The sequence below is a fragment of the Nostoc sp. genome (genome assembly GCF_036917195.1).
In the GTDB taxonomy this organism is placed as follows: domain Bacteria; phylum Cyanobacteriota; class Cyanobacteriia; order Cyanobacteriales; family Nostocaceae; genus Nostoc.
Window position 1 is genome coordinate 42,567 of sequence record NZ_JBALDG010000022.1, and the last position, 12,598, is coordinate 55,164.

A 12,598-nucleotide genomic window follows, 5' to 3' on the forward strand; every position below is an offset into this window, starting at 1 on the left:
AAAAAGAAAAATGTGCTTAGGAATCCCCGGACAAATTATAGAAATTACCAATGTTAACCATAAATTAGCCATAGTTAACATTGCTGGTATTAAGCGCGAAGTAAATATTGCTTGTATCGTAGATGAACAACATCTCCCCGAAGCTTGTATTGGGGATTGGGTACTAGTACATGTTGGCTTTGCCATGAATCGAATTAACGAACAAGAAGCCGCAGAAACATTACAACTCTTGCAAGAATTAGCAGCAGTACAAACAGGGATTAGTACTTAAATAATAGACTTTTTTGGTCTCACGCAAAGGCACAGAGAAAAAGTTTAAAACTCATGCCTTTCTTTTCTTTTCTTTTCTTTTCTTCGTGCCCTTTGCGTCCTTTGCGGTACCTGCGGAAAGCCGCTTTGCGTCTACGTTAAAAAAACTCATTACCATAAAAGCGAAATTAACTGATAGATAAAACTCACTACTCCTCACTACCTATGAAATATGTTGATGAATTCCGCGAACCTGAAAAAGCTGAAGCCATCCGCCGCGAAATCGCCAAATTATGCCACCAGCTAGAAAAACCCATCAAAATCATGGAAGTATGCGGCGGACATACCCATTCAATATTTAAATATGGTATCGAAGAAATATTACCCGAAGCCATTGAACTAATTCATGGGCCTGGTTGTCCAGTATGTGTTATGCCAAAAGGGAGATTAGATGATGCGATCGCAATCTCCCAAAATCATAACGTCATCTTTGCTACCTTTGGTGACGCAATGCGAGTTCCGGGTTCTAATACCACTTTACTGCAAGCTAGGGCACAAGGCGCAGACATCCGTATGGTCTATTCTCCCCTAGACAGCCTGCAAATTGCCAGAGATAACCCCGATAAAGAAGTAGTCTTCTTTGCCTTAGGCTTTGAAACCACAGCCCCCAGCACCGCCTTCACTATCCTGCAAGCCGCAGCCGAAGGAATTCATAACTTTAGTATGTTTTGCAATCACGTCCTCGTGGTTCCCGCCCTGAAAGCACTATTAGATAATCCTGACTTGCAACTGGATGGATTTGTTGGCCCTGGCCATGTCAGCATGGTAATTGGCACTGACCCTTATGAATTTATTTCCCAACAATATAATAAGCCAATAGTCGTCTCAGGATTTGAACCCTTAGATATTCTTCAATCGATTTGGATGCTATTGCAACAGTTAGTAGAAAATCGTTGTAAGGTCGAGAACCAATATAACCGAATTGTCCAAAAAAGCGGAAACACAGTAGCGCTACAAGCAATAAACAAAGTTTTCGCCATGCGAGATAGTTTTGATTGGCGCGGCTTAGGTGATATTCCCTATTCAGGATTACAAATTCAACCTGAATATGCCCAATTTGATGCCGAACTTAAATTTACCATTCCTAATCTCAAAGTAGCCGACCATAAAGCTTGTAAATGTGGAGAAATCCTCAAAGGAGTCTTAAAGCCTTGGGAGTGCAAAGTATTCGGTACAGCTTGCACACCAGAAACACCCATTGGTACTTGCATGGTATCTTCTGAAGGTGCTTGTGCAGCTTATTACAAATATGGGCGACTCTCTACGATTGCCAAAAGAACAATCACCCAAAAACCAAAACTAACTATAACTCAAGAACCTCTCCCCGCCTGCGGCTTCTCTTCCGACTAATACATCTTATAAATACTCTGCGTACCTCTGCGCTTCCCTTCGCGTTCCTTTGCGTTTAAAAAATCAATTTTAATATGAATATTTCTCCCACCAATCCAGCACAAAATTCTTTGTTTAAAAAAATGGAACAAGTCCGCCGTCGCCAAGGAAAAGTGCGAGATACTCATATAACTCTCGCACATGGTAGCGGTGGTAAAGCCATGCGTGATTTAATAGATGATATCTTTGTCAGCAATTTTGATAACCCGATTCTCTCACAATTAGAAGACCAAGCCAGCTTCAACTTAGTTAGTCTCTTGCAACAAGGAGACAGACTTGCATTTACTACAGATTCCTATGTTGTAGACCCGTTATTTTTTCCCGGTAGTGATATAGGAGAATTAGCTATCAACGGCACAGTTAATGATTTAGCTGTCAGCGGTGCTAAACCTTTATATTTAACTTGTAGCGTCATTTTAGAAGAAGGATTACCTGTAGAAACCTTACGACGTGTAGCAGCCAGTATGAAAGCAGCCGCGAAAAAAGCTGGTATTCAAATTGTTACTGGTGACACAAAAGTTGTACATCACGGTGCTGCCGATAAACTCTTTATTAATACTGCTGGTATTGGTATTATCCCGCGAGGAGTTAATATTTCCGCCCACAATATTCAACCTGGAGATGCCATAATTGTTAATGGTGAATTAGGTAATCATGGGGCAGCAATTTTAATTGCTCGTGGGGAATTAGCCTTAGAAACTAATATTGAAAGTGACTGTCAGTCGTTGCATAGTTTAGTAGAAACTATTCTCCATGCATGTCCCCAAGTTCATGCTATGCGAGATGCTACACGTGGTGGTTTAGCTACAGTCTTAAATGAATTTGCTCTCAGTTCCGATGTAGGAATTCGTCTCTACGAAGAATCTATCCCAGTGCGTGAAGAAGTCAACGGAGTTTGTGAAATTCTTGGTTTAGACCCATTGTATTTAGCTAATGAAGGTAAGTTAGTTGTGGTGGTTTCAAAAGAGAATGCTGACAAAATTTTATCAGCTATGAAATCCCATCCAGCAGGTAAAGATGCTTGTATTATTGGCGAAGTTATTACCTCACCTCCAGGTATCGTATTGTTACAAACAGTTTTTGGTGCTGAAAGGATTGTTGATATGTTGGTAGGCGACCAATTGCCACGAATTTGTTAATCTTTTAATAGATTTTATAGTATGCACGAACTTGGAATTACTCAAAATATTGTAGCAATTGTAGCTGAACACGCCAAAGGCGAAAAAGTGCAACGAGTTTTATTAGAAATTGGTAAACTTTCAGCTATTATGCCCGACGCTATCCGATTTTGTTTTGATATTTGCACTCAAGGTACAGTTTTAGAAGGGGCGACATTAGAAATTTTAGAAATTCCTGGCTTAGGGCGATGTCGCCAATGCGGTGCAGAAATTTATTTAGATAAACCATTTGGTATTTGTAACTGTGGTAGCGTGCAATTAGATTTAATTACTGGTGAAGAACTGAAAATTAAAGAAATAGAAATAGAGGAATTATGTGTGTAACTTGCGGTTGTTCTGATGATGGCGAAACTAAAATTACCAATCTAGAAACAGGTGAAGCTGAACATAATCACCATCATCATACTCACACTTTACCAGATGGTAGTGTCATCACTCATTCCCACAGTCACGACACTGATAGAGAAGCATCTCAAGTTCATGCCAAAATACACAACACAACGATATCCTTAGAACAGGATATATTAGCAAAAAATAACCTCCTAGCTGCCCAAAATCGGGGATGGTTTAAGGGTCGAAATATTCTCGCCTTAAATTTAATGAGTTCTCCCGGTGCAGGGAAAACAACTCTTTTAACTCGCACTATCAATGATTTAAAGCATCAATTATCTATTAGTGTTATTGAAGGCGACCAAGAAACTGCTAACGATGCCAAAAAAATTAAAGAAACAGGTTCTAAAGTCATCCAAATTAACACTGGAACAGGCTGTCATTTAGATGCATCAATGATAGACAGGGGTTTACAACAACTGAATCCGCCTCTGAACTCAGTTGTGATGATTGAAAATGTGGGAAATTTGGTTTGTCCAGCCTTATTTGATTTAGGAGAAAATGCAAAAGTCGTGATTCTCTCCGTCACGGAAGGAGAAGATAAGCCGATAAAATACCCGCATATGTTCCGTGCTAGTGACATAATGATTCTCACTAAAATTGATTTGCTACCTTACGTAGATTTTGATGTTCAAAAGTGCATAGAATATGCTAAAAAAGTAAATCCTAAAATTCAGATTTTTCAAGTTTCTGCAACTACTGGTGCTGGCTTAGAGAATTGGTATACGTGGCTAACTGAAAAGGTAACAAACTTGTCAACACTAATCTCTTCCCAGTTGACGAATACCTAAATTTTTTTTAACGTAGACGCAAAGCAGCTACCCGTAGGGTACTGCATTCGTGCAGCGTCTTCAAGAGTTGGACGCAAATAAAGAGATAGATAATCTTAAAAACCTATGTAAATGGTGGTAGCTCTGAGCTAGCCAATTTTTATCAATCTTGCAGTAAATTATCTATAGGTTGCTAGTACATAGACTCTGAGTTATCTGAAATAACAAGAAAATACAGACAACAATGTAACTCTTCTAAAATTGCAACACCCTGCACTTTAGGAGTACAGGGTGGAAGACAGCGATAAGGATGAATAAGCTATATTTTGTGTGATTCCCAGTTCGTAGTTATTTACCTCAAAGCCAATCTCGATAAGCTGATATTTCATTTATGCTGATTTCAAACGGCATCCCTTTGCCAAATGGGGGATAAACGCGGATTTTGCCATTTGTAGCAAACCGCTCTAACCTATTACCCAACTGGGGAATATTGCTGACTATATGCCAGTAAGATAAGATGTCAGGGCAGTCAATTATTAGTGTTAGGATGCTAGCATTTGTTGTAAGATACCACTGACAATTAGATAACAGTACTCGCGTAATGCGATCGCAGGCTTGATAAAAGCATCTGCCAGTAGACTGTTCTAGTTCCATCTGCAACATTCCATCCTGTTTTGTCACCTCAGCGGGAGGTAAATCATCGGGAGGAAGCAGGTATAGTTTAGAAGACATAATTTCGCACCTCTTGGTTGTAGCGCGTCATACTCTCCAGGTTTTTTTGCATATCTGAAGACGAGGGTTTGAGTGCTAGTGTACCTAAATTTAATTCGTCTTGAAATTTCTTGATTTTGTCTCGACAAGTCTCCACATCACCGATAATTGAGTTCTCAATCAAATAATCTTCGTCGAAACAAATGTTTGTGCGATCAAATGGTTTTTGGTTGGGATTAGCACTATTCTGCAATAATTGAGCCGAATTAGCTTTCATTTTCTGGCTAAATTGGCGGATGAAAGGTAATGCCTCACTCACTGCCTCATCAGATGTTTTGCCAACATAAAAAAAGCGTGCCAGCACGAAGTTTTCTGCACCACCAGAATTTAAGGCTCGATATTTGGCAAGAGTATTCTTCAATCTCTCCAGAGAAAACGGCGGCCCACCCATCAAGCTGAAGGAATGTTTCGCGGCAAACTCGATCCCGTCATCACCGCCAGTGGCAACATACACTGGTATTTGACTCTGCAATGGTTTTGGATAAATTGTCAGGCGATCGCATTGATAATGTTGCCCATTAAATGATACATCAGTTTCATATAACAGCTTCTGAATCAATGCGATCGCTTCTAGCATCTTGGGACGGGATTCACTTGGGAGTGTCGCAAAATGCTTGTTTTGTTGGGGGAAGGGGCCGCCTTTGGCAACTCCAAATAATAATCGTCCATTGCAAAGGTTATCCAAAGTGGCAATATCTTCCGCTACCCTAATCGGGTTATGGAATGGCAGTAACACCGCCGCAGTCCCTAACTGGATAGTTGAAGTCAATCCTGCTAGGTGTGCCATTAAAACCAACATCGACGGGCTGAGATTGGATTCACTAAAATGGTGTTCACTCACCCAGGCTTCCTCAAAACCTAAGCTTTCTGCCTGTTTTACCAGCGCGACTTGCTCAAAGATGGCACGACGAGCATCTTGGTGATGATTATCGTAATTGCAGAAAATTCCAGTTTTCATTACTTATTTGTGATCGCTATTTTAGGTGGCAACCCACTGCAACTCCAACCATAGGCGTGGGTTGTTTTCTTTGAGCTTCGACATCGGATCGCGCAACAATCGCTTGGCATTCATGCAGACTACTTGCATTAGACCCATGTTGTCTGCTACTTCTCTGAGTATTTCTTTGTGAGCCTGCACATAGGAAATCATTTCATCAGAGCAATAAATTCCTATATATTGCAAGCGTCTGGCAGGCAGTCCCCAAAAACAGGTGATCACTTTTACATAACACCCATTTAGTAATTCCCCAACTTGCGGGTAGTAATGGTTGAGGACTCTTGTAAACTCTTTGGCTAAGATGTCTTCAGCAATCATTTGAAATGAGATTTCTGTAGCGTCCATCACGCTATTTAATATAACATAATTGTGTCAATTAAATATGACAAAATAGCTTATATACTTTGAATAAAATATTAAATATTCTATTTTGTACTACATAAAAAAGAGGTGTAATCAAATAAGTTACACCTCATATTTGCGTTAAACACTTTTATTAGTGATTAAATATAAAAGTATTGAGGTTAAGGCTGAAAACAGTTATCCTGAAATTACCTAATTCCCAAACACAAATTACATTCAATTGAAAATTATGAATTCAAACAAATTGCATTGAAATAACACATTTAAATTTTGAATTCCTCAGATTTAGTTATTAAGTTTTCTTATCGAGTATTCCGTTCACAAACTAAGACTTCTGCTACGATATCTGGCACATTTTTGACATCTGTGAATCCTTCAGAACCACCGATAGGTGATATAAATGTATAGTTTGGATCACACACTCCATTGTCATATACTTGAAGAAACCATCTATCTGGAAATCCTTGTACACCTAGTTCCACAGTGTACCAACTCTCGCCAATTAGACGAGAGTTAAAAATTGTGAACCACTCCCTATTCTCTTCTGAAATGTTCCAATCTGCCATGAGCAGTTCTAAAGCTATTTGTCCCGCATCAGTTGAAGTCAACAGCATTTTTACTCCTTATTTGCAGCTTCAGGATTTGCAACTTCAGTATTGGGAACTTCCGGGTATAAACCGAGTTCTTTAGCTAGCTCACGCCCCACAAAAAATAAAAATTGTGCACCATCTTGATTGCCTTCATGGGCAAACATAGTTGCTACTTGTAGGATTGTTTCTACTAAGCCAGAATCAATCAATTCTGGGTGAGATTCCAAAACTTCTGGTTCCTGACCATTCGGGCATTTAAGTAATTCATCAATCAGATTAAAATACAGCTGTTCGCGTTGTTCTGTCATGGTATTTTTGTTGATTTGAGTGAGTAAATTGCGAATTGGTTACTGTTCGATACTTTGCTGCCACAGTCTTTCCAACATTTCAACTTGTTCTTTTAAAACAGCCGCACGATGAACAAGATATCTGTCGTAAAAGAGAATCCCTAACCCAATACAAATAGGGGTTAACAAGAAGAACCATTGCAGGATAGTGGTAAATTTATATTGTTCAGCAACAGTCAGCATTTGATGAACTACATTACGGTCAGAGAATTGGATGCTAGTCTGAGGGGAATGTGTACCTTCTGTCTGGAGAGCCAAGGTGGGAGCATCTGTACTAGTATTGTTAACTTCGCAGGCTAAATTCTGGGATTTTACTAACTCCAGATGTCGCTCCCAAACTATACCAAATACTATTAGTTCTGGAGAAAGCACTGCTAAGGTAACTACGCAAACTATAAGAACATTTAAAAGTTTGGCTTTCATCTTGGCTCTCCCTTGCTAGGTAGTATGCACCCAGTAAGAAAATATCTTTTGCTGTTTATCCAAAGTAGTTATATATTTCTACCTCTCAAACAGTTTTGATATTAAAATATATGTAATAGGTAATTTTCACAATCATTAGTGGTCAGTTATTTTTCTAATTACCACTGACCACTGACCACTGAAAAGTTACCAAGCTTATCACAAAATGTAGGATTATTCAGTCATAAATAACGCACTCAGATTCAAAGAATATGGTTTCATCCTACTCTAAAAAGAGAGATTAAGAAGTCCCCCCTAGTTCACTAAGCTTTCGCTCAGGAATGTTGGGGGGTAGAGGGGAATCTCTGCGTAAATCCTATACGATTTATATCAGCCGCTCTCCACAAAACAGTTTACTCTAGCCCTGTTAAGATTATTAAATTTATTAGAATAGTACTCAAAGCTTGTAATTCCCATCTGATAAGTCTTACAAAAATTTATTGGGGTATGGGTGCTAGTGTTTTTAGGACGGGGTTCTAGTATTTACGAGGTGGGGTTCTGGTATTTCTGCACTCAACCTCAAAGCAATATAAGCAACGGTTAAGGACTATTTTTGATGCAATTTTGAGCAAACAAAACCTGCACTCAAAATCAAATATCAATGTCTCTTGATAAAGATATACTAATAAATTAGGAAAAACAATTAAATGTTTTGAAAGTAAATTATATTTCCATAACAAATAGAAAATATGGAAAAAACCGTAAAAATTATATATACAGAATTAAATAAATTGAATTTCAGCCCAAGAGGCAATAGTTAGCAATTCCAAATGGTAAAATAGAAGTATGGCTTGCTAGACCTCTGCTGAAGTGAGAATCAATGGGAACATCGGATAAAAGTTCTTGCTAAACTTTCATTTTTTGTGGTTGAGTTAGAATATATAGTATATGCACTCATGGACACTAAACTAAAAATTAAATACACAAAAGCTTATTGTTACAAGTAAATACTCTGTACTTAGATTTAGGATTTTAGGAGTTAAATAATGCGAATTGCTCAAGATGTAACAGAACTTATCGGACGAACTCCTTTAGTTCAACTGAACAAGATTCCTCAAGCTGAGGGAGTAGTAGCAAGAATAGTTGTCAAATTAGAAGGTATGAACCCAGCGGCTTCGGTGAAAGACCGCATTGGGTTAAGTATGGTACTCTCAGCAGAAGCAGCAGGCTCAATTTTCCCTGGAAAAACCATTTTAGTAGAGCCTACCTCAGGTAATACAGGAATTGCTCTAGCAATGGTAGCAGCGGCGCGTGGCTACCGTTTGATTTTGACAATGCCAGAGACGATGAGCCAAGAACGACGAGCTATGCTCAGAGCTTATGGTGCGTCTTTAGAATTGACACCAGGTGTTGAGGGGATGCGGGGAGCTATTCGCAAAGCCGAAGAAATTGTGGCTAATACTCCCAATGCTTTTATGCTGCAACAGTTCCGCAACCCTGCTAATCCCAAAGTTCACCAAGAAACCACCGCAGAAGAAATTTGGGCAGATACAGACGGGGAAGTGGATATCGTTATTGCTGGGGTAGGTACTGGTGGGACAATTACTGGTATTGCAGAAGTAATCAAACAGCGTAAGCAGACTTTTCAGGCGATCGCAATTGAACCCAGCAACAGCCCAGTCCTCTCTGGTGGTGAAGCCGGGCCACATAAAATTCAAGGTATTGGTGCCGGATTTATCCCAGATGTTCTGCGTCTAGAATTGGTTGATGAAGTAATTAGAGTCAGCGATGAACAAGCGATCGCCTATGGGCGACGTTTAGCAAAAGAAGAAGGCTTATTGTCTGGGATATCATCTGGTGCAGCTTTGTGTGCTGCAATCCAAGTAGGTAAACGAAAAGAAAATGCCGGACGTTTAATCGTGATGATTCAGCCTTCCTTTGGAGAACGTTACCTCAGCACACCCATGTTTCAAGACTTGTCCTTAGAAACTGCTAGCGTCCGCTAAGGAAACTTGAACAGATCCAACAAGTTAGGAGCCAGAAGACTCGTGAATTCTGGCTCCTAAATAATATTTACATATACTTTCGACTACCTAACTCTACTGTTCAGTTAGCTATATACCTTAACGGTGTTTTTGGGCGATCGCTAGTTAAACCTCAACACTAGTTGACGCCAAAACGCTACTACCACCTGCCAAAGCTGCGCTTGAGCTAACCTCCCCGCTTGCGGGGAGGGGTTGGGGGTGGGTTCTTATGGGTAATTTGGCGGATATGATATCAGGTTTTAGGGACTTCCAGTTAAAAAAACATCCCATCGTAGGGGCGTAAGGTCAAGATCCCCTACAAATGTACAAATAATTTTGGATAATTTATTTTTTGTCAGTCCCTTAACAGATTACATCACTGCAAAAATCCTGTACTAATGGTTGCAGCTGCCTTGCTTTTGATGTTGCTGACCATGATGGTTACAGCCACCTTCCTTATGGTGTTTATGACCACCATCGTTACCGTGGGAGCAGTTTTGCAAATCTTGCTTCATCAGGTTTTCGCTCATTTCCTGCAAGGATTCGTCCGCAGGCTTTAAGCCAATCCAAGCATCAATCTTTTGTACATCGAATCCTACCTCGCGGCGATCGCCTATTTCTAACAAAGGACGGCGAATTAATAGTGGCTCTCTCAACATCAACTGCAAAGCGGTTTCTGCATCAGTTTTTTCAGGAACTATTTCACCAGATTTTACCTTTGGGGAGGAAGGATTAAACCATTCCGCTACGGGGCGATCGCCAAAAAATGAACGCAAACGCTCAACTGTCCAAGGTTCTGTTAGCAGGTTGTATGCTACCACCTCATGACCAGCAGCTGTTAGCAAAACTTTTTGCTTAGTACCACCTTGACAGCCTGGTTTACTATAGAAAATTACTCTTGCCATTTAACTACCTCCTAATTACTCAATTATTTGTAGTTGGCGCTGTCTTCACTAAAGCGCCAACTACGAACCGATGAAATTAATCCTGACGATTCCTAATTAAAAATTCCTAGCCTTATCGGTAACTGAGTCAAACTCAAATCTCTCTTTCGGATCAGTTTCGCCATAAACATTAAAAGTCACAGTTGGTTCATCACCGACTGCTTCTACACTGTGAATTGCATCGGGAACGAAGCTGACAATATCCCCTGGAAATAGAGTTATCTCTCCCGTAGGTTCAATTTTGTCCTGAAATTCTGGGCTATGGGTGCGTCGCCAAAAAGTATTTTTTTCTTGACCTTTTAACACCGCCACTATTCCCCATGTCCCATGATTATGAATGGTTGATCGGGTACCTGGTGCAAATGTTACTGTTTGCACTGTCAACGGAAAACCCAATTCATCGTATAGGAGTGAAACAGAGGTTCCCGTTTTGGGCGAAGGCTCTAAATATTGACTTCGCACCCAGTAAGAATTTACTATCAAGCGCCTTACGAGCATCTGAAGTTCTGGTAGACGACTGGCTTCATCGTCAACGCTATTGAGAACATCTTCCACCTCGGTTAAAAACCGATAAAGGCGGTAATTTTCTCTCAATAAATCCCATGCTCTCACAGATTTACAGGCTTGATACTGACCGTCCCCCGTTAGCAGCCAATCCTTACCTTTCATAACTTTTAAAATGATAGCTTATAAGACTGGAGGACAAGGATTGGAGAGACATTAGGAACACTGCCTACATCCAGTTTAGTAGGTACGTTAATAGGAGGAATGATAGAGTTACTATTAGTACCCGCTCCCAAGAGGGAGTAAGAGGAATACGATGTAGTAGATAACCAATTGTTCATGATTGTTCACCTTGATTCTTAACTAATTAATCATCTTCTTCTGCTGGACGTGTCAAAATATCCAGGAGAATTCCGGCTCCAAAATCATTCTTTTCGTCTATTTCTTTGACTTTGGTGCTGATTTCTTTTGCTTGCTCAAGTTCTCCTAAATTTGCTAGGACTAATCCAGAAGCAGCATAAGCATTTAAGTACAATCGGATTTGTGGGTCTTCTTTGCGATTGACTAATATAGGCTTAAGTTGCTCCCAGTCATCAGGAAATTTCTCTCGTTCTTTAATTTTATCTAATAATTTAACTGTTGTTTGCAAAGCAAGAGAATAATTATTTTTATAATAGAAATATCTATAGGCTGCTACCAATACATCTGTATTTCCACCAGTTTCGGCTAAAGCTTGTTGAATATACTTTTCTGATTCTGATGTATTTTCCCAGTTTTGTGCAGCTAAAATTAATAAATTTTTGATGTCCTCTGAAACCTGGAACCATGAGAATCTATTGGGATCAACTTGCATAATAAACTCCTGGAGATGGAAAGTTAGGAGTTAGGAGTTATTAATTCTTAACTCCTCACTCCTAACTTTTGTTAAAACAAAGTGAGAACGTACACCAAGGTGAATAACACAATCCAGATAATGTCTACGAAGTGCCAGTAAATTTCTGTCATTTCGATGAAAGTATGATTAGTCGCAGAATACTCACCAGAACGACGCGATCGCCACAATACACGTAATATCAATAACAGTCCCACAAAAACGTGCAAACCGTGGAACCCGGTCATGATATAAAAACAGTTGGCAAAGACGTTAGTAGTCAGGCCGTATCCTAAAGTCGAGTACTCATAAACCTGACCACCCAAGAAAATTGCGCCCATGATTGCAGTAATTCCATACCACAGTTGCATTGCCTTGAGATTATTCTTTTTAATCGCCGTATCACCAAAGTGAATGACGAAACTACTGGACACCAGAATAATGGTGTTAATCGTCGGCACAAGTAATTCTACTTCACTTCCTTCTGGAGGCCAAACTGCTGTACTACCTCGGAAAAACAAATAAGTGGCAAAAAATCCTCCAAACATCAGGGATTCAGAGGCGAGGAACGTCAATAGTCCCCAAACTCTTAAATCTGGATGTTCTTCGTGTCCTACACTGTGATCTTCGCTCGTTGTTGTAGCTATAGTCATAGATTTATTGACAATATTATCCACTGTGTCTGTTGTGGAAGCTTGAATAAAGAATGAAGTGTGAAGCGGCAAATTTTCATTCCTCATCCAAAATCC

At 39.8% G+C, this 12,598-nt stretch carries 16 protein-coding genes; 6 read left to right on the top strand and 10 right to left on the bottom strand.

The window, feature by feature from the left end:
* Positions 1–10: 10 nt before the first annotated feature.
* The 5 genes from V7K40_RS07695 (at position 11) to hypB (ending at position 4,057) form a co-directional block, all read left to right on the top strand.
* Positions 11–271, top strand: a complete 261-nt coding sequence (locus tag V7K40_RS07695) for a HypC/HybG/HupF family hydrogenase formation chaperone (protein WP_334958255.1) — start codon at positions 11–13, stop codon at positions 269–271.
* Positions 272–474: 203 nt separating this feature from the next.
* Positions 475–1,659, top strand: a complete 1,185-nt coding sequence (gene hypD / locus V7K40_RS07700) for a hydrogenase formation protein HypD (RefSeq protein ID WP_334958257.1) — start codon at positions 475–477, stop codon at positions 1,657–1,659.
* Positions 1,660–1,733: 74 nt separating this feature from the next.
* Entirely contained in the window at positions 1,734–2,837 is a 1,104-nt protein-coding gene (gene hypE / locus V7K40_RS07705; protein ID WP_334958259.1) for a hydrogenase expression/formation protein HypE, read from the top strand.
* A 21-nt stretch (positions 2,838–2,858) separates the two neighbouring features.
* Positions 2,859–3,200, top strand: a complete 342-nt coding sequence (hypA, locus tag V7K40_RS07710) for a hydrogenase maturation nickel metallochaperone HypA (RefSeq protein WP_334958261.1) — start codon at positions 2,859–2,861, stop codon at positions 3,198–3,200.
* Complete coding sequence (gene hypB / locus V7K40_RS07715; protein WP_334958263.1) at positions 3,191–4,057, top strand: hydrogenase nickel incorporation protein HypB; 867 nt, start codon at positions 3,191–3,193, stop codon at positions 4,055–4,057. Before hypA ends, hypB begins: the two co-directional genes overlap by 10 nt.
* 336 nt (positions 4,058–4,393) lie before the next feature.
* On the opposite strand, the gene V7K40_RS07720 is transcribed toward hypB, so the two are convergent.
* The 6 genes from V7K40_RS07720 to V7K40_RS07745 all read right to left on the bottom strand — a co-directional run bounded on the left by V7K40_RS07720 (position 4,394) and on the right by V7K40_RS07745 (position 7,527).
* Positions 4,394–4,768: a hypothetical protein gene (locus V7K40_RS07720; protein WP_273768407.1), complete on the bottom strand. Its 375-nt coding sequence runs from the start codon at positions 4,766–4,768 to the stop codon at positions 4,394–4,396.
* Positions 4,758–5,765, bottom strand: coding sequence for an LLM class flavin-dependent oxidoreductase (locus tag V7K40_RS07725; RefSeq protein WP_334958265.1), 1,008 nt, complete (start codon positions 5,763–5,765; stop codon positions 4,758–4,760). Before V7K40_RS07725 ends, V7K40_RS07720 begins: the two co-directional genes overlap by 11 nt.
* 21 nt (positions 5,766–5,786) lie before the next feature.
* Entirely contained in the window at positions 5,787–6,149 is a 363-nt protein-coding gene (locus tag V7K40_RS07730; protein ID WP_334958267.1) for a hypothetical protein, read from the bottom strand.
* A gap of 320 nt (positions 6,150–6,469) precedes the next feature.
* On the bottom strand, positions 6,470–6,781 hold the full coding sequence (locus tag V7K40_RS07735; RefSeq protein ID WP_334793021.1) for a hypothetical protein: 312 nt from the start codon (positions 6,779–6,781) through the stop codon (positions 6,470–6,472).
* 2 nt (positions 6,782–6,783) lie between these two features.
* A complete protein-coding gene (locus V7K40_RS07740; protein WP_334958269.1) occupies positions 6,784–7,065 on the bottom strand; it encodes a hypothetical protein in 282 nt (93 codons plus the stop codon).
* Between the two features lie 39 nt (positions 7,066–7,104).
* Positions 7,105–7,527: a hypothetical protein gene (locus V7K40_RS07745; RefSeq protein WP_334958271.1), complete on the bottom strand. Its 423-nt coding sequence runs from the start codon at positions 7,525–7,527 to the stop codon at positions 7,105–7,107.
* A gap of 1,025 nt (positions 7,528–8,552) precedes the next feature.
* On the opposite strand from V7K40_RS07745, the gene cysK reads away from it, so the two are divergent.
* Complete coding sequence (cysK, locus tag V7K40_RS07750; protein ID WP_334958273.1) at positions 8,553–9,512, top strand: cysteine synthase A; 960 nt, start codon at positions 8,553–8,555, stop codon at positions 9,510–9,512.
* Between the two features lie 413 nt (positions 9,513–9,925).
* Here the strand turns inward: cysK and V7K40_RS07755 are convergent, their stop codons facing one another.
* The 4 genes from V7K40_RS07755 to V7K40_RS07770 form a co-directional block, all read right to left on the bottom strand.
* Positions 9,926–10,435: an ArsC/Spx/MgsR family protein gene (locus V7K40_RS07755; RefSeq protein WP_334958276.1), complete on the bottom strand. Its 510-nt coding sequence runs from the start codon at positions 10,433–10,435 to the stop codon at positions 9,926–9,928.
* 96 nt (positions 10,436–10,531) lie between these two features.
* The gene (locus V7K40_RS07760) at positions 10,532–11,143 is read right to left on the bottom strand and encodes a cupin (protein ID WP_334958278.1); all 612 of its coding nucleotides are present in this window, start codon (positions 11,141–11,143) and stop codon (positions 10,532–10,534) included.
* A gap of 202 nt (positions 11,144–11,345) precedes the next feature.
* A complete protein-coding gene (locus V7K40_RS07765; protein ID WP_334958280.1) occupies positions 11,346–11,831 on the bottom strand; it encodes a hypothetical protein in 486 nt (161 codons plus the stop codon).
* Positions 11,832–11,902: 71 nt separating this feature from the next.
* Entirely contained in the window at positions 11,903–12,502 is a 600-nt protein-coding gene (locus V7K40_RS07770) for a heme-copper oxidase subunit III (RefSeq protein ID WP_334958482.1), read from the bottom strand.
* Positions 12,503–12,598 lie beyond the last annotated feature (96 nt).

Bases quoted from the DNA above. Each gene is read 5' to 3' on its own strand.
- V7K40_RS07695 (WP_334958255.1), top strand. From the start codon at position 11: ATGTGCTTAGGAATCCCCGGACAAATTATAGAAATTACCAATGTTAAC.
- hypD (WP_334958257.1), top strand. From the start codon at position 475: ATGAAATATGTTGATGAATTCCGCGAACCTGAAAAAGCTGAAGCCATC.
- hypE (WP_334958259.1), top strand. From the start codon at position 1,734: ATGAATATTTCTCCCACCAATCCAGCACAAAATTCTTTGTTTAAAAAA.
- hypA (WP_334958261.1), top strand. From the start codon at position 2,859: ATGCACGAACTTGGAATTACTCAAAATATTGTAGCAATTGTAGCTGAA.
- hypB (WP_334958263.1), top strand. From the start codon at position 3,191: ATGTGTGTAACTTGCGGTTGTTCTGATGATGGCGAAACTAAAATTACC.
- V7K40_RS07720 (WP_273768407.1), bottom strand. From the start codon at position 4,768: ATGTCTTCTAAACTATACCTGCTTCCTCCCGATGATTTACCTCCCGCT.
- V7K40_RS07725 (WP_334958265.1), bottom strand. From the start codon at position 5,765: ATGAAAACTGGAATTTTCTGCAATTACGATAATCATCACCAAGATGCT.
- V7K40_RS07730 (WP_334958267.1), bottom strand. From the start codon at position 6,149: ATGGACGCTACAGAAATCTCATTTCAAATGATTGCTGAAGACATCTTA.
- V7K40_RS07735 (WP_334793021.1), bottom strand. From the start codon at position 6,781: ATGCTGTTGACTTCAACTGATGCGGGACAAATAGCTTTAGAACTGCTC.
- V7K40_RS07740 (WP_334958269.1), bottom strand. From the start codon at position 7,065: ATGACAGAACAACGCGAACAGCTGTATTTTAATCTGATTGATGAATTA.
- V7K40_RS07745 (WP_334958271.1), bottom strand. From the start codon at position 7,527: ATGAAAGCCAAACTTTTAAATGTTCTTATAGTTTGCGTAGTTACCTTA.
- cysK (WP_334958273.1), top strand. From the start codon at position 8,553: ATGCGAATTGCTCAAGATGTAACAGAACTTATCGGACGAACTCCTTTA.
- V7K40_RS07755 (WP_334958276.1), bottom strand. From the start codon at position 10,435: ATGGCAAGAGTAATTTTCTATAGTAAACCAGGCTGTCAAGGTGGTACT.
- V7K40_RS07760 (WP_334958278.1), bottom strand. From the start codon at position 11,143: ATGAAAGGTAAGGATTGGCTGCTAACGGGGGACGGTCAGTATCAAGCC.
- V7K40_RS07765 (WP_334958280.1), bottom strand. From the start codon at position 11,831: ATGCAAGTTGATCCCAATAGATTCTCATGGTTCCAGGTTTCAGAGGAC.
- V7K40_RS07770 (WP_334958482.1), bottom strand. From the start codon at position 12,502: ATGACTATAGCTACAACAACGAGCGAAGATCACAGTGTAGGACACGAA.